The organism is Faecalicatena contorta (assembly GCF_003149105.1).
In the GTDB taxonomy this organism is placed as follows: domain Bacteria; phylum Bacillota; class Clostridia; order Lachnospirales; family Lachnospiraceae; genus Muricomes; species Muricomes contortus_C.
This window is the reverse complement of record NZ_QGDS01000001.1, coordinates 15,334-41,105: the sequence shown is the minus strand read 5'-3', so window position 1 is coordinate 41,105 and position 25,772 is coordinate 15,334. Positions and strand designations below refer to the sequence as shown.

The window sequence follows — 25,772 nt, the reverse complement described above, 5'->3', positions numbered from 1 at the left end:
CAATAACTATACTTTTAAATGATAACGTTTTTCTTGCACTCTGTCCATCATCGCAGATACTCAATATCCACTCTGTCACAGAGCTATATTATAATATATGGAGTTATTTTTTGCAAGTTTATTTTAAAAATTATTCTTATTCTCTCTAAACACTCCTTGTTTTATGTTTTACTCGCTCCCGTTTTGCAACTCTTTGACTTGCATCCTTCATTTTCTCTTTTATATAACTAATAATTCCGAAGGACGTCCACCTTAACGGCTGCGGTTCTTATTATACAGAAAAACCCTTGTCCTAAGACAAGGGTTGTACTTTCATTTCCTATCTGATATGGATTATTTTGCATAATCTGTAACACGTGACTCACGGATTACATTTACCTTAATCTGACCCGGATATTCCAACTCAAATTCAATTTGTTTCGCAATATCCCTGGCCATAAGTACCATGTCATCATCAGATACTTGGTCCGGAACTACCATAACTCGAATCTCTCTACCCGCTTGAATAGCAAAAGATTTATCAACACCTTTAAACTGGTTTGATATTTCCTCTAATTGTTTTAATCTGTTTGTGTATGTTTCAATTGTTTCCCGTCTTGCACCTGGTCTTGCTGCAGAAATGGTATCGGCTGCCTGAACTAAACATGCAACCAAGGTCTGAGGCTCTACATCTCCGTGATGTGCCTCAACTGCATTAATTACTGTCGGAGACTCTTTGTATTTTCGGCAAAGGTCTGCGCCAATCTGAATGTGTGACCCTTCTACGTCGTGGTCAATAGATTTTCCAATGTCATGCAGAAGGCCTGCACGCTTTGCCATTCTCACATCCAAACCGATTTCACCGGCCAGGAGTCCTGATAATTGGGCTACTTCAACAGAATGCTTCAGCGCATTTTGACCATAACTGGTTCTGAACTTCATACGTCCAAGCAGACGAATCAGTTCCGGATGAATTCCCGGTACGCCGACGTCTAACGCGGCTGCCTCTCCTTCTTCCCTTATCATTGTGTCCACTTCTTTTTGTGCCTTTTCAACCATCTCCTCAATTCTGGCAGGATGGATACGTCCATCCACAATCAATCTTTCAAGGGCAATTCTTGCAACTTCCCTTCTGATTGGGTCAAATCCTGATAATACAACCGCCTCCGGCGTATCATCAATAATCAGTTCAACACCGGTTAATGTCTCGAGGGTTCTGATATTACGCCCCTCCCGGCCTATGATTCTTCCCTTCATCTCATCATTTGGGAGCTGCACTACGGAAATTGTAGTTTCAGCCACATGGTCGGCCGCACATCTTTGGATTGCATTGACAACGTATTCTTTACCCTTCTTGTCCGCATCTTCCTTTGCCCGGCATTCCAGCTCTCTTACCATTTTGGCTGTGTCATGTTTTACATCTTCTTCAACAGTTTTCAACAGATATTCTTTTGCTTGTTCGGAGGTAAGTCCTGAGATTCTTTCTAGTTCCTGTACTCTTTTCTGACTAAGATCTTCTACTTTCGCTTCACGCTGTTTTAGTTGCTCTTCCCTTGCTGTAAACTTCGTTTCCCGCTGTTCAATTGTTTCGGAACGTTTGTCGACGGCCTCTTCCTTTGCAAGCACTCTTTTTTCATAGCGCTGCAATTCGGCTCTTCTTTCCTTTGTCTCTTTTTCCAGCTCATTCTTCGTCCTGATAGACTCTTCCTTCACCTCTAAAAGAGCTTCCTTTTTCGTCGTTTCAGCAGTTTTCACGGCATCATCAATTATTTCCCTTGCCCTTGCTTCCGCATTTCCAATTTTAGATTCTGCGTTATTCTTTAACTTGGAAATTGTTGCAAAGCGAGTAATAATACCAACTATCAACGCGAGGGCTACAGCAATAACAATACTTATCATTGTTGGCACAGGAGCACCTCCTTATTCAATTTTCATTGTACATTTTTGCTTAAAAATACAACAGTTAAATTTTATACTGTTTTCACAACTATGTCAAGCATTCTCATCATAATTTTGTGTCACTTGACGGATGTCTTCGTATCGGAATCCTTTTCGTGATAAATAGCCATATAATCTCTGTATTTCCGCGCTGTCTGCCTGGGAAAGATTAATTCTCTTTTTTCGGATTATCTGCCGTATGGCATCTTTCTCCCCTTCTGATTCATAACATTCCTCAAAAGCAAGGTCAATCTTATCTGCCGCCACACCTTTCCCCCGCAGCAGAGCATAAATTTCTTTCCTGCTTTTCAGTGATTTTCTGCTCTCTATAAACTGCTTTGCATACCGAAAATCATCAATATAATGAAAGGACTTTACATATTGGACTGCTGCCTCTATCGCTTCCTCCGGGTAAAGCCCCTGTCTTAGTTTCTCCCTGAGTCCTGACTCCGTGCGGTCCATATCTTCCAAAAGATGCATGGCCCTTAACCTGGCACGTTTCACAATAACTTCATCCCATATCTTCTGCCGGACCGCTTCTTCCAGAAGTGCCCCTTCCTTTATATGATATCGGGCCAGTTCGCCCTTGTATAAAACAAAGGCGAACTGACCGTCCAGAAACACTTTATATTTTGTCTTCGTCACAGTCTCTAATTTCGTAACTGTCATATTAAACTTCCTCTTTTACGTCCTCTGAAACTGACTCTCCTGTTTCCTCCTGTGCTTTCGCTTTCTTAGACTCCTTTACTTTCTTTGTCAGCTTTAAATCTTCCCCTGCACCAGATGCCTCTGTTTCACCATTCAGGTTATAATGGGCACGTACTTTGCGGTCCAGTTCCTCCACAAGCTCAGGATGTTCCATCAGATATGCTTTTGCATTCTCTCTTCCCTGTCCGACCTTCTCACCTTCATAAGCATACCATGCGCCACTCTTCTTCACTGCATCGATGCCTACTGCCAAATCCAGAATATCTCCTTCTTTGGAGATTCCCTTTCCAAACATAATATCAAATTCAGCCTCCTTAAACGGAGGGGCAATCTTATTCTTAACAACTTTGATACGTGTACGGTTACCAACCATCTCACCACTTTGCTTGAGCGTCTCTATTTTTCTCACATCCATTCTCACAGAAGCGTAAAACTTCAGGGCCCGTCCGCCTGTTGTGGTCTCGGGGCTGCCGAACATAACCCCCACCTTCTCACGAAGCTGGTTAATGAAAATCACAATACAGTTCGACTTACTGATAACGGGTGTCAGCTTTCTCAGTGCCTGGGACATCAGCCTCGCCTGGAGTCCCACATGGCTGTCTCCCATGTCTCCCTCAATCTCCTGTCTCGGCACCAGAGCCGCCACGGAATCAATAACAATAATATCAATGGCATTAGAACGCACCATAGTCTCTGCAATTTCCAGTGCCTGGTCACCGCTGTCCGGCTGGGAAATATAAAGTTCATCAATATCAACCCCGATATTCTTTGCATAAACCGGATCCAGTGCATGTTCCGCATCAATAAAGCCTGCGATTCCGCCGCGCTTTTGTACCTCAGCAACCATATGTAAAGCAATCGTGGTCTTACCGCTGGATTCCGGACCATAGACCTCTACCACACGACCCCTGGGAATCCCTCCAAGTCCCAGTGCCAAATCCAGACTCAGGCACCCGGTGGGCACCGTCTCTACAGCTACATGTGCTCCAGGTTCTCCCAGTTTCATAACCGTTCCTTTTCCAAAATCTTTCTCTAACTTTGCAATCGCTGCATCCAGCGCTTTTTTCTTATCTTCATTTACGTTTGCCATAATACAATATTCTCCTTTTGAGTTTCGAACAATTGTTCGTTTCCTATTACTATACTATTATACTTACTATAGAATGTCAACCATATTTTATTAAATTTACTTCAACTATAAACTTGGAATTTTTTTGACGAATGTCATGACTAGAACAAAGGGTTTGCCAAGCAAACTCTTGCGCCTGCGGTGGGTTGCGGTAGCAATAACTTCTTTGCAACTAAGGCTTGAAAAAACCAAGCCTTAGGTACATAAGTACTGAGAAAATGCAATCTGCTCTTCATTTCTCCACTTTTCAGAATTACCTGTTCTTCTGATATCTGCCTGCAGGTTTTTACTGCTTTTCTACAACTTCTCCCTGTTTCTTGTAAATACTTTCCGCCGGAACATGTCCTCTCACAGATGACAATGGATAGATATTACTGCAGCTTCCCACAATAGTTCCTGGATTCAGGACACTTCCGCAGCCTACCTCGACCTCATCCCCCAGCATGGCGCCAAATTTTTTTATGCCTGTTTCAATATTCCCCTCCGGTGTTTTCACTACTACCAGCTTTTTATCAGATTTCACATTAGAAGTGATGGAGCCCGCCCCCATATGAGCCTTGTATCCAAGAATGGAATCTCCTACATAATTATAATGGGGCACCTGTACCTTATTAAAAAGGATTACATTTTTCAGCTCCGTAGAATTTCCTACTACTGCCCCTTCCCCTATAATTGCATTCCCCCTGATAAAAGCACAGTGCCTCACTTCTGCGTCTTTTCCAATGATAACAGGGCCGGTGACAGATGCAGTTGGAGCCACCTTCGCCGTCCTGGCAATCCATATATTTTCACCGCGTTTTTCATATTCTTCCGGGGACAGCGAGGCACCCAGTTCTAAAATAAACCCGCCGATTTTAGGCAGAACCTCCCATGGATAGTCCACCCCCTCAAAAATGTCTCTTGCAATTGTTTCTTCCAATGTATAAAGCTCTTTTACAGTAATTTCTTTCATGCTTTTTTCCTCCTAGTTTTAACCCGCCAAATCTTTTTTATTATAACATATCATATAGTACATCACGCAATAATAAAACAAAAAATAATGATAAAAATTCAATTACTAAAAATGTAAAAGACTTAAATCTATTCTAAATATAACTATTTATTTGATTTCCATATTGACCAAAGTGCAATTTAATTTCACTATAGGCTTCCTCATTCCCCGGTATCTCAACATGCCCACAATGCTTTCACATTTAGACTCTCCATTTGTGTTTATCAAAGTTTTTACTATATATAAATGGAGTACACGCTCGTGTACCCCACCTATCAAGTATCTTATTAATTAATATGTATCCGTATTCTTCTTATCGGCATCGTTCAACCCTAATACAACAGGAACTGATTTATATCCAACACCCATTCTGTCAATTCCCATATCAATCAGCTGTAAAAAATGTTCTCTCGTACGGATACATCCGCTGCCTTTTACCTTACATTTGTCTCCCACCTCTTCCATCATTATTTTGATGATTTCAGGGGTTGCACCATTTGACTCATATCCGGTTAAGAATCCAGTACTGGTTTTTACAAAGTCTGCTCCGGCTTCTATACAGCACTGACATGTTTTTCTTACCTGTTCTTCATTGAGGGCATCTGTTTCGAAGATAACCTTAATTTCTCTTCCATACTTATGTGCGGCTTCAGCACATGCTTTTAAATCTGCGGTAACTTTATCGTACATTCCTGCCCGAATCCATCCAAAATTCGCTACGATATCAACCTCCTTTACAGTATCGTATTTTGCTACATTTTCTATTTGCTGAACACGAGACTCTGTTGAACTTGTTCCAAATGGAAAATCTGTTACCGGACACAGCATTGTGCCAGTGTCTTTTACATAAGGCTCACATAGTTCCATATAGCCGGGATTTATACAGATTGTAGCACATCCAAGCTTTACACCGTCCTTTGTCAGGTCAACAATTTCCTCTTCCGTAAATTCAGGCTTTAATACTGAGTAATCAATATATACTGCCAACTCCTTAACACTCATTTCACTTGCTTTTTTAATAGGTTTCATTTCATTTCCTCCTTATATTGGACCTTAAAGTTATTAACAGAATGAGTTTGACTATATTGCTTTATAAACTCTTCTATTTCATTTAAAAAGGGGGCTCCATTTACGCCACCTCTTTTTGTAGCCGCCAAAGCACCCGCAGCATTGGCAAATTTCAATATTTCAGGATAATCACCAGCGGAAATGTTTTCTATACCTCCACGCTGTTTTATCTGGTACAATAATCCGGCAAAAAAACTGTCTCCAGCGCCTGTGGTGTCTATAGCCTCCACTTTGTATGATGGAATATGTCCCGATTCACCGTTTACATAATAATATGATCCCTGTCCGCCCAACGTTATAATGACAATCCGGCAGCCGTAATCTGCTATTTTCTCGGCCGCTTCCTGCAAATCTTCTACACCTGCCAACAAATAAGCTTCTTCCTCCGATGATTTGTAAAGTGCTGCATAGGATAACGTCTCACGCATGGCCGATATAGCCTCTTCTTCGTTTTTCCACAGGTTATACCGGTAATTAACATCCAGAACTATGGGAATCTCCTTTGCTCTCACCGCCCGAAGTAATTTCCAGGTTGCTGAGCGGATGGGTTCGTCTGTCATACACATGCCGGAAAATCCAACCATGGATGACTGAAGTATTCTCTCCATGGGCAGGTCACTCTCCTCCAGCCAGATATCTGCTCCAAAACGCCTCGCAAAACTAAAACTTCTTTCTCCATTTTCTCCCAGAGATACAAATGTCTGGGTTGTAAAGTGTATCGGGTCCACGACACACCCCTCCATAGAAACCCCATGGCTTATCATTTTATTTCGTATCAATTGCCCCATACAGTCATCTCCGATTTTTCCGACAAACAGTGTGCTCAGTCCCAGCTTACTTCCAGCTGTCAGGGCATTCGCCACGGTTCCTCCTACCTCGCACTGATAGACAGGTTTATCCGGGGTATATTGGGGTGCAGGTATAAAATCTACCAGTGCATCTCCGATTGCACATAAATCATACATATTACCACCTCATCCTTAATTTGCCGCAAATCTCATCAAAGTTTCTTCCGAACACTCTTCAACATTAAACAGTCCGGTCTGTTTGCCCTCATTCATTACCATAATTCTATCGCAAGTTCCTAAAAGTTCAGGCAGTTCTGAGGATACCATGATAATGGAAAGTCCTTCTCCTATTAATTGATTTAATATCTCATAGATTTCTTCTTTTGCCCCTACATCTACTCCCCTGGTAGGTTCATCTACTAACAGGATTTTGCAGTCTGCGGCAATCCATTTCGCCAACACTACCTTTTGCTGGTTTCCTCCACTCATAAACTTGGTTATGGTATGGGCCGAACCCGGCCGTACCTGAAATGTTTCAATATATTTTTTTGCTATTTTTGCCTCTTGCCCCAGTTTCAGTGTTCCAAACCGGTTCTTATATTGTTTCAGAGCAGGTATCGTCATGTTGAAAATAATATTCTGCTGCAGCATCAGCCCTTCTTCCTTCCGTTCTTCAGGAACAATTCCTAAGCCCGCAAGGATTCCTTCTTTAACATTCCTGAACCTGACAGGTTTTCCTTCCAGCTCTATTGTCCCTTCATCTATAGGGTCAGCTCCAATAATGGCGCGCAGTATCTCAGAGCGCCCCGCCCCTGCCAGACCTGCAATCCCAATAATTTCTCCTCTGCGCAGGTCAAAATTAATATTGTTAATAATTCCTCTTCTTGTCAGCCCTTTCACTGAAAGTATGACATCTCCGATATTTTTCTCTCGCTTGGGATAAATATCTTTCACATCTCTCCCTACCATTTTACTAACCAACATTTCTGTTGTATACTGTTCTACCGCACCACTTTCTACAAACTTACCATCTTTCATAATTGTCAGATTGGTGCAAATTTCAAAGATTTCTTTCAGTCTATGGGATATATAAATAAAGGTAACCCCCTCTGCTGCCAACTGGCGGACAATTCCAAACAGTCCCTCTAGTTCATTATCTCCCAGCACCGCCGTAGGTTCATCCAAAACAACAACCTTCGCATTTCTGGACATGGCTTTTGCAATTTCTACCATTTGCCGTTTTGCCACACTTAAATCTTTTACTATAGCTTTCGTATCCAGATCCAGCTTCAGTTCTTGTATCACCTTGCGGGCATTCCGATCCATTTTTTTATAATCAATTTTTCCCATCTTCGTCTTAGGATATCTATTCAGAAAAATATTTTCAGCTACAGTACAGTGAGACAACAGCATCAGCTCCTGATATATAACTGCAATCCCCTTTTCAATCATTTTTGCAGGCGTTGTATTCTCAATCTTCTCGCCATCCAAAATAATTTCTCCGCTGTCCAGAGAATACGCCCCTGATAAAATCTTCATCAACGTGGACTTTCCTGCTCCATTTTCCCCTACTAATGCATGGATTTCTCCCTTTTTTACGGAGATTGATATGTCATCAAGTGCCTTCACACCGGGAAATCCTTTTGAAATGTGGTTCATTTTAAGCATTGCTGCACCTCCATACTATAGTCTTTTCATTTACAGACCTTTACCAATCCAGTCTTTTACATTATCCTTATCAACGATTGCAGTATCCAGTTTCCAACGCTGTTCCACTCCGTCTCCTTCAAGAATCTCGTATGCTGCCTGCATACCTTCTGGTGCGCAGTAGGGATAAACAACTGTAAAAAACATGTTACCTTTTTCAATTTCAGAAAATGCCACTTCTGTTCCATCCATACCTATAATAAGGATACCTTCATCTTCACGTCCTGCTGTTTTGATAGCTTCCAGTGCACCCAGTGCCATCTCATCATTATGACAATAAATAGCGTCAATTTCTCCAGGTCCGAATCTCTGCAGTGTATCGTCCATAAATGACATCGCATTTTCTCTCAAATAGTCACAATACTGTGTCGCTATAACTTTCATATCAGGATATTCTTTTTCCAGTTGTTCCGCAAAGCCATCGTGGCGGTCAATCGTAGCTGGCGCACCTGCTGTGCCTTGAATTTCTATGATTTTACCCTTATTGCCAAGCTCCTCTGCTAATTTATCCGCAGAAGCCACTCCCATAGGTTTATTCTCCGCACCGATAAAACAGGTGACTTCAGTTTCCAGATTTCTGTCCAACGTTATAACCGGAATCCCCTGATCCATAGCTTTCTTGCATACAGGTGTCAAAGCATCCGACGTCAGCGGAGAAATAATGAGCAAGTCGATTCCACGTGCCAGAAGATCCTCTACATCCTGTACCTGGGTCGCTGAGTCATTCTGTCCATCCGTTGTGATGCATTCAAATTCCGGGTAATTTTCTTCTGCATATTTTACATTTTCGTCCACCATAGCCACGCGGAAAGGATGATTCATTGTTCCCTGTGAAATACCTATGGTAAATTTCTTTTCACCGCTGTCAGAAACCTGCGCTTTATCGTCCTTTGCTTCATCAGCTGTACTGCCACCTTTGCTGCATCCTGCTGTCATTGTTACCACCATTGCCATACACAAAATCGCACTGATAACTTTCCTTTTCATTCTTTTTCCTCCTTATGAAATTCATATTTACTAAAGCACCTCTCGTGCTGTTAGTTTTTCTTTGTTCTGCGTTCCAGAAGAACTGCCAGAATAATAATTACACCCTGAATTACTTTCTGAATAAACGGAGAAATTCCCATCAGGTTGAGAATATTACTAATAACGGATATCAGACATGCACCAACCAGTGTGCCTACTACGCTTCCGCTTCCTCCGGCAGTACTTGCTCCTCCGATATATACCATGGCCAAAGCATCCAGCTCATATCCTTCACCTGCCTCCGGCTGTCCGATTCCAAGTCTGGAAATAAAAATAATCGCGGATAATGCAGATAAAAAGCCTGTGATGACAAAGCACATTGTCTCAACCCTTTTCGTATGGATTCCACACAATCTTGCGGCTTCCCGGCTGTCTCCCAACGCATATACACTTCTTCCGCATTCTGTATATTTCAGCACATAAAATGCGATCAAAAATACAGCCAAAAAGATGTATACCGGTACCGGAACTCCTAGGATGCTTCCCTGTCCAAGAAACGAAAAATCTATTCCTGAATCATTCCAATTCTGTGGGGAACCGTTGGCTATGTATCTGGCAACACCGCGGAGCGCTGTCATTGTACCTAAAGTCATAATAAACGGTGCCAGTTTTCCTCTTGTAACACCAATCCCATTAATTAATCCCAGAAAGGATCCAATCAATAAGCTGGCCACTACCGTGATTACAGGATGAATTCCCATTTGCATCATCATTGCCGCAGAGACTGCCACCACTCCTACAATCGATCCGACTGACAGGTCAACGCCTCCAGTCAGAACAACAAAAGTCATTCCCATTGCAATAATCCCATTCAAGGAAACAGAGCGGACGACATTGACCACATTCGCCGGTCTCAAGAAATTAGGAGAAATAATAGCGGCGATAATACAAACCAAAATTAAAGCCCATAAAATTCCCATCGTTTTCAGGTTTTTAATAAGTACACTGTTCTCATTTACTTTCATTACTTTATTCTTCCCCATACTAACCTCCTTTTCATTTGTTTCAAATGTATGATACATTTAATATATATTGTTCATTAAGTATTGTCAATACTCTTATAAAACAATTACAAAATACTTACATATTGCACAAAAACAAGTGTGTGTTTTCTATAATAATCACAATTCAACATCACAAGGTAAACCTATTTAATTGATATCAATGCAATCAAAAAGAGCAAGGTACATCGTATTGATATACCTTGCTCCATGTTATTTTAATAATCATTTCTTAAATCCCTTTAAACTATGGGGGGATCTTCATGTTGTGCCACGTCCGTTGCGGTTTTTATCCATCTGGTAAATGTTACCTGCAGTTCTTCCCTGACAGGAGCACAAATCATTGGTCCTGCCTGCATCCCTTCCTCATAGGGAAATCTTGCCAGACGCACTGTCATCCAGCGGCTGTCTTCGGTTCGTACTCTGATTAAAACAGCATCCTCAAAAGGCGACACGCGGAATGTCACACTTTTCCCTTTCCAGGATGGAACCGGAAAATTGGAACAATCGGAGTATTCATCCGTTACTACAATTGAGATGTTTGGTTCTTTGTCAATTACTTCTATACTGATTTTTATCCAGTGGTTTTCATCATACCACAGCATCATTCCGGCCTGGTCATATAGCTCCTTAAAATCTTCCAGACGAAATGTAACCTCCATAGCCTCCGTTCGTTTCATGTCTGCCAACAGAGCATGTCCGTTTCTATGGCAAAAGTGATACAATGTTTTTTCCCAGTAATCACTTTCATGGACTGCCGTTACAATCAGGCCTCCATCTTCGTTTTTTACAGAAGCTGGTTCATTTGTCCATTTTCCGGCTTCCCATGGGATATTCTCGTATTGTACTTTCATAAATTTGCTCCTTTCATACCTGTCCATGATTCTTTATACAGAGAATCTTCCGCCCTTATATTTCCCCTTCATTTTTACATTTCTTCCACGCTTTTTCGCTCTTTTCCCATCTCTTCCGACGTTATATTCCGCAATACTCTGCATGGATTTCCTGCGGCAATCACACCAGAGGGAATGTTTTTTGTTACCACACTTCCTGAACCTATAATGGTATTGTCTCCGATTACAACTCCCGGCATCACAGAGACATTTCCTCCAAACCAGACATTATCTCCCACCGTTATAGATCTTGCATATTCCAGCCCCCGGTTTCTCAAATCGGGGCTGACAGGATGGCCTGCTGTGTAAAATCCACAATTAGGCGCTATAAAAACATTGTCCCCAAATGTAACATTAGCGGCATCCAGTATAACACATCCGTGATTCGCATAAAAATTTTCACCAATCGCAATATTATATCCATAATCACACCAAAAAGACTGTTCAATCAAAAATTCCTTACCTGTCTTTCCCAGTATGCGCCTCATAATATCTCCACGTTTTTCGTGCTCAGACGGCAGACAGGAATTAAAAAGATGACAGAGGTCCTTACATCTGTTTCTCTCTTCTATTAGATCTTTGTCATAATTGGCATCGTATAAAAGTCCCAATTGACACTTTTCCTTTTCACTTATGTGTTCTTTACTCATATTTGCTCCCTTCTATTCTTCTATTTTCCAAATTACCGGGTACTGGTATTTCTGAATTTCAGCCTTATATGCAGCTCTTAAATCACTGTCTGTCAAAATTGCCGTTACTTCATCCAACTGGCATATATGGGAAAGATATGTATACCCAAATTTGCTGCTGTCTGCAAGTATATAGATTTTTTCGGCATGACCGAGCATTGCCTGTTTAATTTCCATTTGCGGATACCCAATTCCAGTAATTCCTTTCTGAAAATCAATTCCATTTACCCCAATGAAGGCTTTATCTGCCCGGTACTTCCTTATCTGTTCCAAGGCTTCTGGTCCCACAGTTGCAGACAAGTTGGCGGCAGCATCTCCTCCAATCATTTTCAGAGTGACGTGTGCAGTCTGCATCAGCTCAGATGCCAGTAGTATGCTGTTCGTAATAACATTAACGGACTTTGTTACATTTTTCTTAATCTCTCCTGCCAGATACAGGCAGGTTGTAGCATCATCAAGAAATATGGTATCCTGATCATCTATCATATTGTAAGCTATTTTAGAAATGTATATTTTACGGTGCAGATTGCTGTATAGTAAATCCTTTACATTATCAGTCACAAAATTATTTCCTATTTTAACAGCTCCCCCATGTGTTCTTTTCAAAAGGCCCTCTTCTGCAATTTCGCTTAAGTCTCTCCTGATTGTCATTTCCGTGCATTGAAGCAATTGACTCAATGTGCTGACTCTGACATAGCCGTTTTGTTCAAGCTCTTTTAAGATTACCTTTCTGCGTTCCTGCATAAGCCTCTTCCTTTTTCATAGCCGTATTGCCTTTTGTAAATATATATGATAATATATTTATATTATTTGTATGATACATATGTATTATATCATATTTAAATTTTATTATCCAGTTATTTCTTCTTTTCCACCATCTGGTAAATGTTAATTGAATGTGATATAATTTATCATATTATCGAAACAAATAAAACATCTGTATCCGCCATTTTACTATGTTTCATTCATTTTATTCTGTGCGGAAATTTTTATTTTTCGGAAAGGAAGCATACAATTGGATATCAATTATTTTAAAGAAACTTTTCACTTTTCGTCAGACAGCGATTCCCCCTTATATGAGCAGCTAGCCTCTTATATTAAGATACAAATTCAAGCCGGAGTCCTTAAGCCTGGGGATCAGATGATTACAGAAGCCAATCTATGCAATATCTTAAATATCAGCCGCACTACGGTCCGCCAGTGTATGGACCGCCTGGTGGATGAGGGCCTGCTGGTACGCTACAGGGGACGAGGCTCCTTTATCGCTGACTCCAAGATGAAACGAAACATTAACTATTTATATAATTTTACAGAAAATATGCGGGAACTGGGAGCTGTTCCCACCTCCATTGTTATCAAAAGTGAAATAATAGATGCGGACCAGTTTTTACGTGAACAGCTCATGCTCCCTCCCACACAGACCAAGGTTTTCAAACTTTACCGGTTACGCTGTGCCGATAATGAGCCTATATTGTTTGAGAAGACCTTTATTCCTTATTATCTGTGTAAGCAGATTGAATATTTCGATTTTTCCTCTGTATCTTTATATAATGTACTAAGTGAGCGCTATGCCCTTAATCTTTATCGGGCCACAGAAACAATTGAAGCGATTATTATTAATAAAGATGAAGCAGAGCTTCTAAAATGTACCTCCAAAGTACCCGGCTATAAAATCCAGCGAATTTCATATCTAGATTCAGGATTCATTTTTGAGTTTACCACCTCCATTACCAGAGCCGACAAGTGTGTATTCCAACTGGAATTATATAAGAATATACCTTCCAGCAAAAGTCCCATTGATATCAGGCGGCAGGTTACATTATCCTGAGTCTTTGATAACTAAACAGACATGAGAAAAATACAAGGCACCCCTCTTATATTCGAAATATTATTTGAGATTACGATATAAGAAGGATGCCTTTTTTATATTTATGCCCTGTTTTCCATATCCGTAGACAGTTGATAACTGCGTATCATATTTCGGATTTTTTCTACATACTCCTCTTCATGGGCTTTCACGTCCTGCATTGTATATTCAATCCCACAGGAAGTGTATTTCGCACTTCCATACTGGTGAAAGGGAAGAATGTCATAATTACATATTTTATTTCTCTGCAATATTTCAATTATATCCAAAATATCCTGCTCTTTGTCATTTACTCCGGGAATCATAGGCGTTCTGACAAAGATGTCTGTACCCTGTCCTGCCAGCCATTGCAAATTTTCCATAATTTTGTGGTTATCTACTCCCGTCCACTCTTTATGCACCCGGCTGTCAGCAGATTTTAAATCATATAAAAATAGATTCGTATAAGGAAGTACCTTTTCCAGATTTCCCCTGGAAACAAACCCGGTGGTCTCAACAGCGGTGTGTATTCCCTCCTCTTTGCACATTTTTAAAAGCCCTTCTGCAAAATCAGCCTGTAAAAGAGGCTCTCCTCCCGAAAGAGTGACACCTCCATTGCTTCGTCTGTAAAATGCAGCATCCTTCATTATTTCAGAGAATACTTCCTCAGTAGTCATCGGTTTTCCTTTTACTGACAATGCTTTCGTTGGACAGACGTCTGTCCATTGCAGATTTTCATGCCGGCATTTTTCCCAGTGAATCTTCAGGCCGTCCTCTGCCGTCACTTCCCCATTGGGGCAGTTCTCAACACAGGACATACAGCCTATGCATCTTGAAGCCGCATAAAAGAGCTGTGGATACTCCTGCCATGATTCCGGATTAGAGCACCATTTGCAGCGCAGGGGGCAGCCTTTTAAAAAGACAACTGTTCTTATTCCCGGTCCGTCATGGATGCTGTATCTCTGTATATCAAATACGTTTCCTTGTTTTTCCATTATTCTCCCCTCTCTGTCATACACATTGCATGGTTCTGCTGATTATCTCGTCCTGTATATCTTTATCCAGCTCGACAAAAAATGCACTGTAACCAGCAACACGCACAACCAGATTTCTATGCCTGTCAGGATTCTGCTGCGCATCCATCAGCTTTTCAGGCGTGAGGATATTAAACTGGATATGCATACCTCCTATAGAAAAATTGGTACGGATCATATCAATCAGCTTCTGCCGTTCTTCTTTTGTCTTGAGAATAGTCGGCATGAATTTCATGTTGAAATTCACCCCGTTAATGGCATTTTCATGATCCACTTTTGCCACAGATTTGCATGCCGCGGTGGGACCGGATATATCCATTCCATGCTTAGGGGATATGCCTCCGTCTCCCAAAGGTGTCCCGGCTTCCCTGCCGCTGGGCAGTGCACAAACCTGGCGTCCCAGCGGAGTGTTGGAGGACAGGCAGAACAAGCCCGGTCGGTAAATAGCCCCGAAAGCGGAACGGTGGCCTTTTACACTATCACAATATTGTTTCCCTACATAGGCCGCCATTTCGTCTGCTCTTAAAATATCATTTCCATATTTAGCTACCCGGTTTATTAACCTGTACTTGAGTATTTCCTGCCCCTCAAAATTGGTTCTCAATGCATTTAAAAGCTGTGACGGAGCCAATTCTTTCTTCTCAAATACAACCTCCTCAATAGCCGTCAGCGAATCACCTACATCGGCAATACCTACCCCCTGGACGCCCACATAATCATACTTTGCCCCTCCCTGCGTACAGTCTTTCCCCTTTTCCAGACATCCTTCCAGCAGCATGGAGCAATAGATGTGCTGTCCAAATCTTGCATGAAGCAGCTCAATAGAATTTAGTGAGCTTACCATCATGTCAACAAAATACTTCACTTGTATCTCATATGCTTTCTTTAGCTCTTCAAATGTTTTGAACGCTTCAAATCTTCCTGTTTTGGGTCCCAATTGTTCTCCTGACATTTGACAGACACCGTCAAACAATGCAAGTTCAAGGCATTTTGCCAGGTTAAAATAGCAGGCGTTGGTTCTGCCCATGGTATTGCCTTGTCCTGTAGGTTCCACACACCCTACAATTGCATAATCCCTGGCATCCTCGAGAGTAAGTCCGTCTCTCATAAGCCCCTTAATAATCATATCATCATTGAAAAACGGAAGTTTACCGCCCTCATTTTCCACCAGAATCTTTAACACTCGCTGAAGGAATTCATCAGGATTCTTTTCGGAAATACGAATACTGGTATTTGGCTCGGAATTGAATACGGTCTGTTCCGCATCCAGGCATATATAGGTAAAGTCATTTACTGCGTTTTCTCCATACTTATCGACCCCGCCGAGAACTACATTGATGGTTGTAGCAAAACCGCCATTATTTCGGGCACTCATATAGGTTCCTGCTTTAATGATATCACTACTTTTCACCCAAAGTGCCTCCAGGATTTCCCGGGCTTCCTCTTTTACCAGTGTTCCTTTCTCCATGTCGTTCTTATAATATGGATAAAACAATTGATCCAGCCTGCCCCCGGAAATGGCCGAACCATTTTGTCCACAGTAATCAATCAGAATTGTAAACCAATATGATTGAAGGGCTTCATAATATGTGCGCGCCGGTTCATAGGGAACACGGCGGCAGTTAGAAGCAATCAGAAAAAGTTCTCCTTTCCTTCGCTCATCCTGTTCTTTTTCCGCCATCTCTTCTGCCAGGCTGGCAAAGCGGTTCTGGAATATTTTAACTCCTTCACAGACAATTAGAACAGCTTTGTAAAAATGTGTTTTATCCGTAAACTCAGGATCAAGAATATCCAGATTTTCCAAAAAATCCTTTGCCTGTTCCTCTACTCTGCGGAATCCTTGATTTACAATTTTCTTAATGTCAGGCAGATAATGTCCGTATCCGCTTCTGGCACGGCTCAGAGGGTTGAATACACGGTATTCTGAATCCAACACCTTCATAATTCTCTCATCAATATAATACCTGGATAAATCCCCTATAGATTTATTTTCCCAGTATGGATAAATTTCCGTCAACAGCGTCTCTTTATCCTTCTCGGTGATTTGCAGCGTATCTACTTTTCTGGTAGGCATCATATCCAGTTCTTTTTTGCTAAATCCGCCGAATTCGGGGAACAACGGAGCTGAGCGCGGTTCAGCCCCATGATTTCCTACAATAAGTTCATCTTCGTCAATAAAAATTGTCATATGCTCCAAAAGGTATTTCATTCCCTCTGCTCTTCGGATAATATAGGGGCTTCCTTCTGTCTGTTTATAACTTTCTGTAATCAGCCGGGCACGCTCAATACAGATAGCCGGTTTTACACTTCTCATTGCATGATTTAATTTGTTTGTTCTTTCCTCCCTGGAAAAACCCTTTGGGAGAAGCTTTTTGTCTATTAACATAACATACTCCTTTCCAGTGTAATTAACTTTTATAATTTCATCTTAACACTTGGAGTTTGTAATTCAATTACTGCAAAGGAGTTTTTAAACAGAATTTATTCAAAAGCGAACATTTTAAATAGATAATTTTCGAGTTGATTAATCATAGTGGATCTGACTTCATTAACAAGGCTCTCTATCCATAGTGGTGAGAGCCTTATTTTTTCCCGGAATAAAATTGAGCTGCCCGGTCATAACAATTTTTGAGCTGATATTGATTATTCAGACTTTTCACTCCGTTTGTCCGGCTGATGATGAAATGATTCAGCTTCTTCATGTAATCGTCAGGCGTGATATCTCCCTCTGCTACATAATTTAATCCCTTTTCCCAGCTTGCCGTTAAATCTGGATTGAGCAGGGACTTAATAGAGTTGTCGACCACATCATATATCATTTCTCCCTGCAAAGTAGGTGTGATAATCTGTGTTTTTTTATTTAGTGATAAATACTTTATATGTATTAGCTTCTTCAGAATCTCTGCCCGGGTCGCACTGGTTCCGACGCCGCTTCCTTTAATCTGCGCGCGCAGCTCCTCATCCTCAATAAGCTGCCCTGCATTTTCCATAGCCAGAATAATAGAACCGGAATTATATCTTTTTGGAGGGGAAGTCTCTCCTTCTTTAATATCCAAAGAACGTACCGGAAGAACCGCACCTTTTTTCAGCCCTTGTACAATCTGAAAGAAACTGGCATCCAAATCCTGTTCTCCACGGTTTTCCTGATTTTCATCATTCCCGCCGTCTTCATTGCCCAAAGAGCCTTCACTGTTATTTTTATCTGTCTGAACTGATGTGTTTTTCCTGGACTGGGAAGTACCTGCCACTTTCAGATACCCTTCTTCAGCAAGCACCTTAAAGCTGGAAAAGAAACTCTCTTCTTTAATCTTTGTGACGATCGATACCTTCTGGTATACCGCCGGAGGATAGAAAATGCTTAAAAATCTTCTTACAATACAGTCATAAACTTTTCCTGCAGTGGCAGAAACAGCCTTTAAAGCGCTTAATCCTTGTCCTGTAGGAATAATAGCGTAGTGGTCTGTAATCTGTTTGTCATTTACATACCTGGACTTTGCCAGACTTTTATGGCTGCCAAAATTCAAGATGTCTTCCAAATAAGGCGCTGCCATTGGATACTTGGAAAGCCCGTTTAAATTCTTGCTGATTTCCTTTGCCACAGCCGTGGACAACACACGGGCATCTGTTCTTGGATAAGTGACAAGCTTCTTCTCATAAAGTTCCTGTACTATCCGAAGTGTCTCATCCGGGCTGATTTTAAACCGCTTTGAACAATCATTCTGCAGTTCCGCCAGATTGTAAAGAAGAGGAGGATTCTTCTTCTCTTTTTTCTTTTCAATGGATGCAACCTGACACGTTAAAGGCTGAGGCTCCTCCAAATATGCTACTAGTTCCTCTGCCTTTTCTCTTTTCTTAAAACCGTTCTCTTTGTATAAATCAAAGGATTCAAAATAACGGGAACCTTGTACTGCCCGCCATTCCCCTTCAAATGTCTGTCCCTGGGCTTCCACCGTGCTTATAACCCGGTAAAACGGGGTTTTCACAAAGTCCCTTATTTCCCGCTCTCTGCGCACAATCATTCCAAGCACACAAGTCATAACACGTCCTACAGATATCACTGCATACTTGGTATTCAAATAATTAGAAATACTGTTGCCATACTTCAGAGTCAAAAGACGGGAAAAATTAATTCCCATCAGATAGTCCTCTTTCGCCCTCAAATAAGCCGACGCACTGAGACTATCATACTCTGATAAATCTTTCGCGTCTTTGATTCCGCGTAAAATCTCATCTTCTGTCTGTGAATCTATCCAGACCCTTCTCCTTTGTTTCCCCTTTACATGGGCTTCCTGCTCCACCAGACGGTAAATATACTCTCCCTCACGCCCGGAGTCCGTACATACATAAATGGTATCCACATCATCCCTGGTGAGCAGCCCGCTTACAATCTGAAACTGCTTCGCCACCGCCGGAATCACTTCATATTTGAATGTTTCCGGGATAAAAGGAAGAGTATTTAGATTCCAGCGTTTCAAAGCGGGATCATATTCCTCAGGATAGCTCATTGTAACCAGATGTCCCACGCACCAGGTCACAATTGCTTCCTCTGATTCTAAATATCCGTCTCTGCGTTTTGTATTCAATTTTAATGCTTTTGCGAATTCCTGAGCCACACTGGGCTTTTCCGCAATATATACTGATTTCCCCATATATCCTTATACTGCCTGCTCTCGTTTTTTTACTTATTGCGTGTAGAAACGATACTCTGTGACCGTCTCATAGTTACTGCCGGCCCGGCATACCGGGCTTACGAAGTTTTCATGATGGATGGCATCCGGAAAATACTGCGTCTCAAAGCAGACTGCTGCCCGCTTTTCATAAACTGCACCGTTCTTTCCCCTTTCCTGCTGCAAGAAATTTCCTGTATACACCTGCACCCCAGGCAAATCTGTCCATACTTCCATCACAATACCGCTGGTATCACCAACTGCTTCAGCTACTTTAGCAAATTTTCCGGCATTTTTCAATACCCAGTTATGGTCGTAGCCCTGTCCGAAACAGGTTGCCTCATAATCTGCGTCAATTTCTGCCCCAATTTCCTTAGGAGTCCGAAAGTCCATAGGAGTTCCGGTCACATCCACAAGTTCTCCCGTCGGTATAGATTCCTGGTCAGCCCTGGTAAAATAATCCGCATCAATCTTCATCTGATGTTTTAAAATGCTTCCCTTGTCATGTCCGTTCAGATTAAAATAACTGTGGTTGGTCATATTGATAATGGTATCCTGGTCCGGTACGGCATGATAATTTATACGTACCACGTTATCTTCTGTCAGCTCATAGGCAACTTTCATAGTAAGAGCCCCCGGATACCCCTGATCCCCGTCCGGGCTGTGAAGAGAAAAGGTAATCCTGTTTTTTTGTTCCTCCTCAACCTGCCAGATTCGCTTGTTATAATACTTTGTTCCGCTGTGCAGATTATTCCCATTGTCATTCTTATTCAAAGTATAATGGGTTCCATTAATTTCAAAGGAGGCTTTGCCTATTCTATTAGCATTTCTGCCCACCGTTGCACCAAAATATGTATCTGCGGACGCATATCCTGCTGCATCATCATATCCTAAAACTACATCTAAGGATGTCCCGTTTTTATCCGGCACTTTCAAAGTAACAAGTGCCGCACCATAATCTGTAACTGCTATCTCCATGCCTCTGCTGTTGGTAATTGTATAGAGATGAGCCTTTTCTCCCTCTCCCGTCTTTCCAAATTCTCTTTCTTCCAAAACGCCCATTATTATACCTCCTGCCTTCTATTAAAATACTTTCTCAGTCTTCTCAGGAAAGATGGTTTTTCTGATGCTCCTACCTCAGGCTTTGCACTCAGGGCCTCTTTCATAAATATTTCCTGACAATTCACAGCCTCTCCGGTTATTGCTTTTTTCTTATACGTACCATCACTTTGCATCACTCTTGCTTTCACATTATCCCTGAGCATAAGATTCAGGCTGTTTACAAGCCGTTTTCTAACAGCGCCATCGTAAATCGGACATGCTACCTCTACCCGTTTTTCTGTATTTCTGGTCATCATATCTGCGGAGCCGATGTACACTTTCTGCTCTCCTCCTGTGCCAAATACGAACACTCTTGGATGTTCCAGATAACGCCCTACAATACTGGTCACCGTCAAATTCTCCGTTTCCCCCGGAATCCCCGGCAAAATACAGCAAATACCGCGTACAATCAAATCAATCTTCACACCTGCCCTGGATGCTTCCGCAACCTTATTTATAAAATCCATATCTGTCACAGAATTCATCTTCATAATGATTCTGCCATTTGCCCCTTTTTTAATTTCCTCATCTATCAGTACCAGCATTTTGGACTTCAAGGTGGTTGGAGACACAACCAAATGCTGGTATATACCGTCCAGATTCCCAATGGACATGTTTTTAAAAAACACCGCTGCATCTTCTCCAATTGCCTGGTTAGCGGTTATCAGAGAAAAATCTGTATACAGTCTTGCTGTCTTTTCATTGTAATTTCCTGTACCTATCTGGGTGATATATCTGATTTCATTTTTATTCCTGTATGTAATCAGACAGATTTTGGAGTGTACCTTATAGTCCTCAAAACCATATATAACTCTGCACCCGGCCTCCTCCATACGCTCAGACCAGTCGATATTGTTCTGTTCATCAAATCTGGCCCTCAATTCAATCAAAACCGTAACTTCTTTTCCATTCTCCGCCGCCGCACACAAATATTCTACAAGCCGGCTTTTCTTTGACAGACGGTAGATTGTAATTTTAATTGTCATAACGCCTGGGTCCGTGGAAGCTTCTTTTATCATTTGCAGAAACGGTTCCATGCTTTCATACGGATAAGAAAGCAGGATATCCTTCTTCTTCACCTGCGCCATAACACTTCCTTTCGCCACGGCTGCTGAGTGCTGGGGAGAAAAGGACTCGGCAGTCAGGGAACGTTTCATAGACGGAGGGACCTTATCCGCTATGGCAAACATATAATCCAGCTTCATCGGCATTTTTGTGCGGAAAATGCAGGCCGGTGTAATGTTAAACTTATCGCAGAAGTAATTCTCCATCTCCTTTTTCAGGGGATTTGCCACCTCCAGCCGCACTACTGCCATTCTCCTGCGCTTGTGAAGAGCTTCTTTCATAATAAAGCGGAAGTCTTCACTATCTGCATATGCTTCGTCATCCGGTGAAATATCTGCATTGCGTGTGACACAAATATAGTTCTTATCAAAAACCTGGTATTGGTCGAACACAATATCCAGATATTCTATAATCACCTTTTCCATTCTGATATAACGAATATCATGTCCCGGAAGATATAAGATATCGGAAATAAACTGGGGCACAGGTACAAGACCCATCATGCTCTTATCTGCCAGCTTTAAATCCGCCACTACATAAATTTCCTTATTCAGCAAATGGGGAAAAGGATGGTTCGCATCCACAATCTGAGGAGAAAGAAGAGGCAGCACCTGCTCCTTAAAGTACTTCTTCACGTACTTCTTCTCCGGCTGCTCTAATTCTTTAAAGTCCAGGCCGCATACTCCATATGGATGAAGTTGTTTTTTAATTTCAGCGTATGTTTTATCTCTTTCTTTATACAGCGGCGCCACTGCTTCATAAATAGCCGTCAGCTGCTCTCCAGGGGTCAGACCCGATTTACTGTCTTTTGTTGTATTATCCACAAATGCCATGTCGTACAGGCTGCCTACCCGGATCATAAAGAATTCATCCAAATTACTTATAAATATAGCTACAAACTTCATGCGCTCTAAAAGCGGTACACTCTGGTCTCTTGCCTCCTCCAGCACCCGCTGGTTAAACCGGAGCCAGGACAACTCTCTATTTTGTGTATAGTTTGATGTTGTTTTACTCATATTCTTTTCTCATCCCTCCAGAATTTCACAAATACACGCTCTTCTATTTCTCCAGATATTCTGTCAATCTTTTGTGATTCTCCTTCATCAGCTCATATCCGTGATTGTAAAACGCCGTCAATATTTCCTGCTTGCGCTCCATTCTTGCTACTGGTCTCACAAGCGGGCGCAATACAAATATCTTTCCTTGTTTTTCTAACGTTTCCAGATGATTCATCGTACGGTTATAATAAAAACTTCTGGTCAGAATTGCCTTAACCAGTTTCGGATAAGACTGGTAAGCCCTGCGGTATACTTCCGCCAGACCCTTGGACACCCTTTTTTTCCGGTATCCTGCATTTCTTGTCAGAATCACCACAATCTTTTCATTTTCCAACTCCTTCGCACGCTTCAGAGGCACGCTGTCTGCAAGCCCTCCGTCCAAATATGGTATATCGTCAATATTTACAATGGGAGTCACCAGAGGCATACTGGAAGAAGCGCGGCAGATTTTCATCAGCTTTTCCCTGTCAATGCGCTCGTCAAGATACTCTGCCTTGCCTGTCAGGCAGTTTGTCACTACCAGCTCACAGACCATCTCAGATTGGGAATATGTGTCATAATCAAATGGAAAAAGGTGATTCGGAAATGCATCAAAAATCATATCCATATCCATCAGACTTTTTTCCTTCACAAACTTCCGGAAACCGTAATAATAATTTATACTCTTGTCTGTGGGTATCATGCAGTCTCTCGTCCTGCCGGGCTGCCTGGATACATAATCTACTGCATTACATGCTCCCGCAGAAACCCCGATCACATGTGACATATATAAATCCTGTTCCATCAGGTAATCCAGAGCCCCTGATGTAAATACCCCGCGTGTTGCTCCGCCTTCCAAAACTAATGTTGCTTTCTGCATAATCTTTCCTCACTTTCCTTTCCTATTATATAACGGTTTCCAGTATTCGAAAACACCCATCTTTAAAAATTAACATTTATATAACATTCCGTCCAAACAGTATGAAAATCGCCATAAGCCTTGCTATTTTAGTTCATCTCATGTTAAGATAATCGTTAGGATTACAGGAACATGAATAGATAAAGGAGATTATACTATGATCAGTGCAAATAATATCACATTACGCGTAGGGAAAAAAGCGCTGTTTGAGGATGTAAATATTAAATTTACTGAAGGAAACTGCTATGGCATGATTGGTGCCAACGGCGCGGGAAAGTCCACCTTCCTGAAAATTTTATCCGGTCAGCTGGAACCTACCAAGGGAGAAATCGCCATCACACCCGGTGAGCGTCTTTCCTTCCTGCAGCAGGATCATTTTAAATATGATGAATATGTGGTGCTTGATACCGTAATTATGGGGAACGCCCGTTTATACGAAATTATGAAAGAAAAAGAAGCCATTTATTCGAAGGAAGATTTTACAGATGAGGATGGAATCAAAGCCAGTGAACTGGAAGGGGAATTTGCCACTATGAATGGCTGGGAAGCAGAATCTGATGCTGCTACTCTCCTGAATGGACTTGGTATCGATACAGAACTCCATTCCAAATACCTGAAAGACCTGACAGGAGCAGAGAAAGTCAAGGTTCTGCTTGCTCAGGCTTTATTTGGGAATCCGGATATCCTGCTTCTGGACGAGCCAACCAACCATTTGGATTTGGATGCCATTGCATGGCTGGAAGAATTTTTAATTAACTTTGACAACACAGTAATTGTGGTATCTCATGACCGTTATTTTCTTAATAAGGTGTGTACTCAGATTGCAGATATCGATTACGGCAAGATTCAGCTCTACACCGGAAATTATGATTTCTGGTATGAATCCAGTCAGCTTTTGATTCGTCAGATGAAGGAAGCAAACAAGAAAAAGGAAGAAAAAATCAAAGAGCTCCAGGATTTTATTTCCCGGTTCAGCGCCAATGCATCTAAGTCCAAGCAGGCTACTTCCAGAAAAAAGGCGCTGGAAAAAATTGAGCTGGATGACATCAGACCCTCCAGCAGGAAATATCCTTACATTGATTTCCGTCCAAACCGCGATATCGGAAACGAAGTCCTGACTGTGGAAGGCCTTTCTAAAACCATTGATGGCGAAAAGATTCTGGATAATATCACCTTTACTTTAGGACATGATGATAAGGTTGCACTTGTGGGCAGCAATGAGCTTGCAAAAACCATATTATTTAAAATATTAATTGGGGAAATGGAACCCGATGAAGGAACATACAAATGGGGAATCACCACTTCCCAGGCCTACTTCCCCAAAGACTTCGGCGGGGAATTTGACAGCGATTATACCATTACCGAATGGCTTACCCAGTACTCAGAGGAAAAGGATGTCACCTATGTCCGCGGATTCCTTGGAAGAATGTTGTTTGCTGGTGATGACGGAGTAAAACGCCTGAAAGTTCTCTCCGGTGGAGAAAAAGTACGGTGTCTGCTGTCTAAAATGATGATTTCCGGCGCAAATGTGCTGTTGCTGGATGAACCTACCAACCATTTGGATATGGAGTCTATCACTGCGTTAAACAACGGAATGATTAAATTCCCAGGGGTATTGCTCTTCACTTCCCGGGACCATCAAATCGTACAGACAACAGCAAACCGGATTATGGAGATCGTACCAGGCGGAAAGCTGATTGACAAGATTACAACTTACGATGAATATCTGGAAAATGATGAGATGGCAAGAAAGCGCCAGACCTATACAATACAGGCAGAGGATAATGACTAGAAATAGACATACAATTATAGAAACTCTGTGTTTTTCGTATAAAATAAGAGTGTACCAGGAGTCCCTTAGGGATTTTCCTGATACACTCTTTTACTTTTTCCTTATGCCTTTCATAACGCTTCCAGCAACGCTTTCTTCCCCTCCTCGGGACTTTGGATCTTCTTTGTTGTACCAGTCAGATAATCCAGCACATCCAGCCATTCGCGTACAAAGTAGGTTGTGCCATCCACATTCTCTATACAGCTAACTATGTCCTTATGATACATATTATTTCTCAAATCGGAAATATAATTGACGCCTACCTGCTGTGCCAAAAACTCTAATAGCCCTTCTTCTTTTGCCATGACCTGTTCCTCCTTATCCCACTGTGGATTAAAGCAGACTTTAGTCTGCA

General features: G+C 41.8%; 21 protein-coding genes and 1 other annotated feature (1 of these 22 running past the window's edge). Of the genes, 2 read left to right on the top strand and 19 right to left on the bottom strand.

All coding sequences use genetic code 11. The annotated features are described in order from the left end of the window. Positions 1 to 333 precede the first annotated feature (333 nt). The 12 genes from rny to A8805_RS00125 all read right to left on the bottom strand — a co-directional run bounded on the left by rny (position 334) and on the right by A8805_RS00125 (position 12,661). Complete coding sequence (rny, locus tag A8805_RS00180) at positions 334 to 1,878, bottom strand: ribonuclease Y (protein ID WP_242992246.1); 1,545 nt, start codon at positions 1,876 to 1,878, stop codon at positions 334 to 336. 93 nt (positions 1,879 to 1,971) lie between these two features. Next, the gene (locus tag A8805_RS00175) at positions 1,972 to 2,586 is read right to left on the bottom strand and encodes a regulatory protein RecX (protein ID WP_109708216.1); all 615 of its coding nucleotides are present in this window, start codon (positions 2,584 to 2,586) and stop codon (positions 1,972 to 1,974) included. A 1-nt stretch (position 2,587) separates the two neighbouring features. Beyond that, complete coding sequence (gene recA / locus A8805_RS00170; RefSeq protein WP_109708215.1) at positions 2,588 to 3,715, bottom strand: recombinase RecA; 1,128 nt, start codon at positions 3,713 to 3,715, stop codon at positions 2,588 to 2,590. Positions 3,716 to 4,040: 325 nt separating this feature from the next. After that, complete coding sequence (locus tag A8805_RS00165; RefSeq protein WP_109708214.1) at positions 4,041 to 4,706, bottom strand: UDP-N-acetylglucosamine pyrophosphorylase; 666 nt, start codon at positions 4,704 to 4,706, stop codon at positions 4,041 to 4,043. A gap of 330 nt (positions 4,707 to 5,036) precedes the next feature. Next, a complete protein-coding gene (gene deoC, locus A8805_RS00160) occupies positions 5,037 to 5,774 on the bottom strand; it encodes a deoxyribose-phosphate aldolase (protein ID WP_109708213.1) in 738 nt (245 codons plus the stop codon). Continuing rightward, positions 5,771 to 6,778, bottom strand: coding sequence for a carbohydrate kinase family protein (locus A8805_RS00155; RefSeq protein ID WP_109708212.1), 1,008 nt, complete (start codon positions 6,776 to 6,778; stop codon positions 5,771 to 5,773). The genes deoC and A8805_RS00155 overlap by 4 nt, the downstream gene beginning before the upstream one ends. Positions 6,779 to 6,793: 15 nt before the next feature. Continuing rightward, the gene (locus A8805_RS00150) at positions 6,794 to 8,269 is read right to left on the bottom strand and encodes a sugar ABC transporter ATP-binding protein (RefSeq protein ID WP_109708211.1); all 1,476 of its coding nucleotides are present in this window, start codon (positions 8,267 to 8,269) and stop codon (positions 6,794 to 6,796) included. A gap of 30 nt (positions 8,270 to 8,299) precedes the next feature. Further along, positions 8,300 to 9,295: a substrate-binding domain-containing protein gene (locus A8805_RS00145; protein ID WP_242992208.1), complete on the bottom strand. Its 996-nt coding sequence runs from the start codon at positions 9,293 to 9,295 to the stop codon at positions 8,300 to 8,302. Positions 9,296 to 9,345: 50 nt separating this feature from the next. Next, complete coding sequence (locus tag A8805_RS00140; RefSeq protein ID WP_109708210.1) at positions 9,346 to 10,317, bottom strand: ABC transporter permease; 972 nt, start codon at positions 10,315 to 10,317, stop codon at positions 9,346 to 9,348. 260 nt (positions 10,318 to 10,577) lie between these two features. Further along, positions 10,578 to 11,189, bottom strand: coding sequence for a DUF1349 domain-containing protein (locus A8805_RS00135; protein ID WP_109708209.1), 612 nt, complete (start codon positions 11,187 to 11,189; stop codon positions 10,578 to 10,580). Positions 11,190 to 11,263: 74 nt separating this feature from the next. After that, positions 11,264 to 11,863, bottom strand: a complete 600-nt coding sequence (locus A8805_RS00130) for a sugar O-acetyltransferase (RefSeq protein WP_207657669.1) — start codon at positions 11,861 to 11,863, stop codon at positions 11,264 to 11,266. A 27-nt stretch (positions 11,864 to 11,890) separates the two neighbouring features. Further along, positions 11,891 to 12,661: a DeoR/GlpR family DNA-binding transcription regulator gene (locus A8805_RS00125; RefSeq protein WP_109708207.1), complete on the bottom strand. Its 771-nt coding sequence runs from the start codon at positions 12,659 to 12,661 to the stop codon at positions 11,891 to 11,893. A gap of 271 nt (positions 12,662 to 12,932) precedes the next feature. Here A8805_RS00125 and A8805_RS00120 point away from each other — a divergent pair, with 271 nt between their 5' ends. Beyond that, positions 12,933 to 13,745: a GntR family transcriptional regulator gene (locus tag A8805_RS00120; protein WP_109708206.1), complete on the top strand. Its 813-nt coding sequence runs from the start codon at positions 12,933 to 12,935 to the stop codon at positions 13,743 to 13,745. Between the two features lie 101 nt (positions 13,746 to 13,846). On the opposite strand, the gene A8805_RS00115 is transcribed toward A8805_RS00120, so the two are convergent. From A8805_RS00115 to A8805_RS00090, 6 genes are all read right to left on the bottom strand, one after another. Beyond that, positions 13,847 to 14,758, bottom strand: coding sequence for a glycyl-radical enzyme activating protein (locus A8805_RS00115; RefSeq protein WP_109708205.1), 912 nt, complete (start codon positions 14,756 to 14,758; stop codon positions 13,847 to 13,849). Positions 14,759 to 14,774: 16 nt separating this feature from the next. After that, a complete protein-coding gene (locus A8805_RS00110; protein WP_109708204.1) occupies positions 14,775 to 17,183 on the bottom strand; it encodes a glycyl radical protein in 2,409 nt (802 codons plus the stop codon). Between the two features lie 196 nt (positions 17,184 to 17,379). Further along, positions 17,380 to 19,446: a DNA topoisomerase gene (locus A8805_RS00105; RefSeq protein WP_109708203.1), complete on the bottom strand. Its 2,067-nt coding sequence runs from the start codon at positions 19,444 to 19,446 to the stop codon at positions 17,380 to 17,382. Positions 19,447 to 19,479: 33 nt separating this feature from the next. Continuing rightward, positions 19,480 to 20,526: an aldose epimerase family protein gene (locus tag A8805_RS00100; protein ID WP_109708202.1), complete on the bottom strand. Its 1,047-nt coding sequence runs from the start codon at positions 20,524 to 20,526 to the stop codon at positions 19,480 to 19,482. 2 nt (positions 20,527 to 20,528) lie between these two features. Further along, positions 20,529 to 22,646: a polyphosphate kinase 1 gene (ppk1, locus tag A8805_RS00095; RefSeq protein WP_109708201.1), complete on the bottom strand. Its 2,118-nt coding sequence runs from the start codon at positions 22,644 to 22,646 to the stop codon at positions 20,529 to 20,531. A gap of 43 nt (positions 22,647 to 22,689) precedes the next feature. After that, the gene (locus A8805_RS00090; protein WP_109708200.1) at positions 22,690 to 23,547 is read right to left on the bottom strand and encodes a patatin-like phospholipase family protein; all 858 of its coding nucleotides are present in this window, start codon (positions 23,545 to 23,547) and stop codon (positions 22,690 to 22,692) included. Positions 23,548 to 23,743: 196 nt separating this feature from the next. On the opposite strand from A8805_RS00090, the gene A8805_RS00085 reads away from it, so the two are divergent. Then, entirely contained in the window at positions 23,744 to 25,378 is a 1,635-nt protein-coding gene (locus tag A8805_RS00085; protein ID WP_109708199.1) for an ABC-F family ATP-binding cassette domain-containing protein, read from the top strand. 110 nt (positions 25,379 to 25,488) lie between these two features. Here A8805_RS00085 and A8805_RS00080 read toward each other — a convergent pair. Further along, a partial coding sequence (locus A8805_RS00080; RefSeq protein WP_207657661.1) for a hypothetical protein occupies positions 25,489 to 25,772 on the bottom strand: 284 nt, incomplete at its 5' end. Beyond that, positions 25,769 to 25,772, top strand: a sequence feature (23S ribosomal RNA rRNA prediction is too short); it runs 253 nt beyond the window's last position. It overlaps the preceding gene by 4 nt.

Excerpts from the sequence above, each read along its gene's own strand:
- A8805_RS00110 (WP_109708204.1), bottom strand. The coding sequence starts at position 17,183 with ATGTTAATAGACAAAAAGCTTCTCCCAAAGGGTTTTTCCAGGGAGGAA.
- A8805_RS00090 (WP_109708200.1), bottom strand. The coding sequence starts at position 23,547 with ATGCAGAAAGCAACATTAGTTTTGGAAGGCGGAGCAACACGCGGGGTA.
- ppk1 (WP_109708201.1), bottom strand. The coding sequence starts at position 22,646 with ATGAGTAAAACAACATCAAACTATACACAAAATAGAGAGTTGTCCTGG.
- A8805_RS00125 (WP_109708207.1), bottom strand. The coding sequence starts at position 12,661 with ATGCAGGAACGCAGAAAGGTAATCTTAAAAGAGCTTGAACAAAACGGC.
- A8805_RS00140 (WP_109708210.1), bottom strand. The coding sequence starts at position 10,317 with ATGGGGAAGAATAAAGTAATGAAAGTAAATGAGAACAGTGTACTTATT.
- A8805_RS00135 (WP_109708209.1), bottom strand. The coding sequence starts at position 11,189 with ATGAAAGTACAATACGAGAATATCCCATGGGAAGCCGGAAAATGGACA.
- A8805_RS00105 (WP_109708203.1), bottom strand. The coding sequence starts at position 19,446 with ATGGGGAAATCAGTATATATTGCGGAAAAGCCCAGTGTGGCTCAGGAA.
- A8805_RS00150 (WP_109708211.1), bottom strand. The coding sequence starts at position 8,269 with ATGCTTAAAATGAACCACATTTCAAAAGGATTTCCCGGTGTGAAGGCA.
- A8805_RS00145 (WP_242992208.1), bottom strand. The coding sequence starts at position 9,295 with ATGAAAAGGAAAGTTATCAGTGCGATTTTGTGTATGGCAATGGTGGTA.
- A8805_RS00085 (WP_109708199.1), top strand. The coding sequence starts at position 23,744 with ATGATCAGTGCAAATAATATCACATTACGCGTAGGGAAAAAAGCGCTG.
- A8805_RS00175 (WP_109708216.1), bottom strand. The coding sequence starts at position 2,586 with ATGACAGTTACGAAATTAGAGACTGTGACGAAGACAAAATATAAAGTG.
- A8805_RS00155 (WP_109708212.1), bottom strand. The coding sequence starts at position 6,778 with ATGTATGATTTATGTGCAATCGGAGATGCACTGGTAGATTTTATACCT.
- A8805_RS00100 (WP_109708202.1), bottom strand. The coding sequence starts at position 20,526 with ATGGGCGTTTTGGAAGAAAGAGAATTTGGAAAGACGGGAGAGGGAGAA.
- A8805_RS00115 (WP_109708205.1), bottom strand. The coding sequence starts at position 14,758 with ATGGAAAAACAAGGAAACGTATTTGATATACAGAGATACAGCATCCAT.
- A8805_RS00165 (WP_109708214.1), bottom strand. The coding sequence starts at position 4,706 with ATGAAAGAAATTACTGTAAAAGAGCTTTATACATTGGAAGAAACAATT.
- deoC (WP_109708213.1), bottom strand. The coding sequence starts at position 5,774 with ATGAAACCTATTAAAAAAGCAAGTGAAATGAGTGTTAAGGAGTTGGCA.
- recA (WP_109708215.1), bottom strand. The coding sequence starts at position 3,715 with ATGGCAAACGTAAATGAAGATAAGAAAAAAGCGCTGGATGCAGCGATT.
- rny (WP_242992246.1), bottom strand. The coding sequence starts at position 1,878 with ATGATAAGTATTGTTATTGCTGTAGCCCTCGCGTTGATAGTTGGTATT.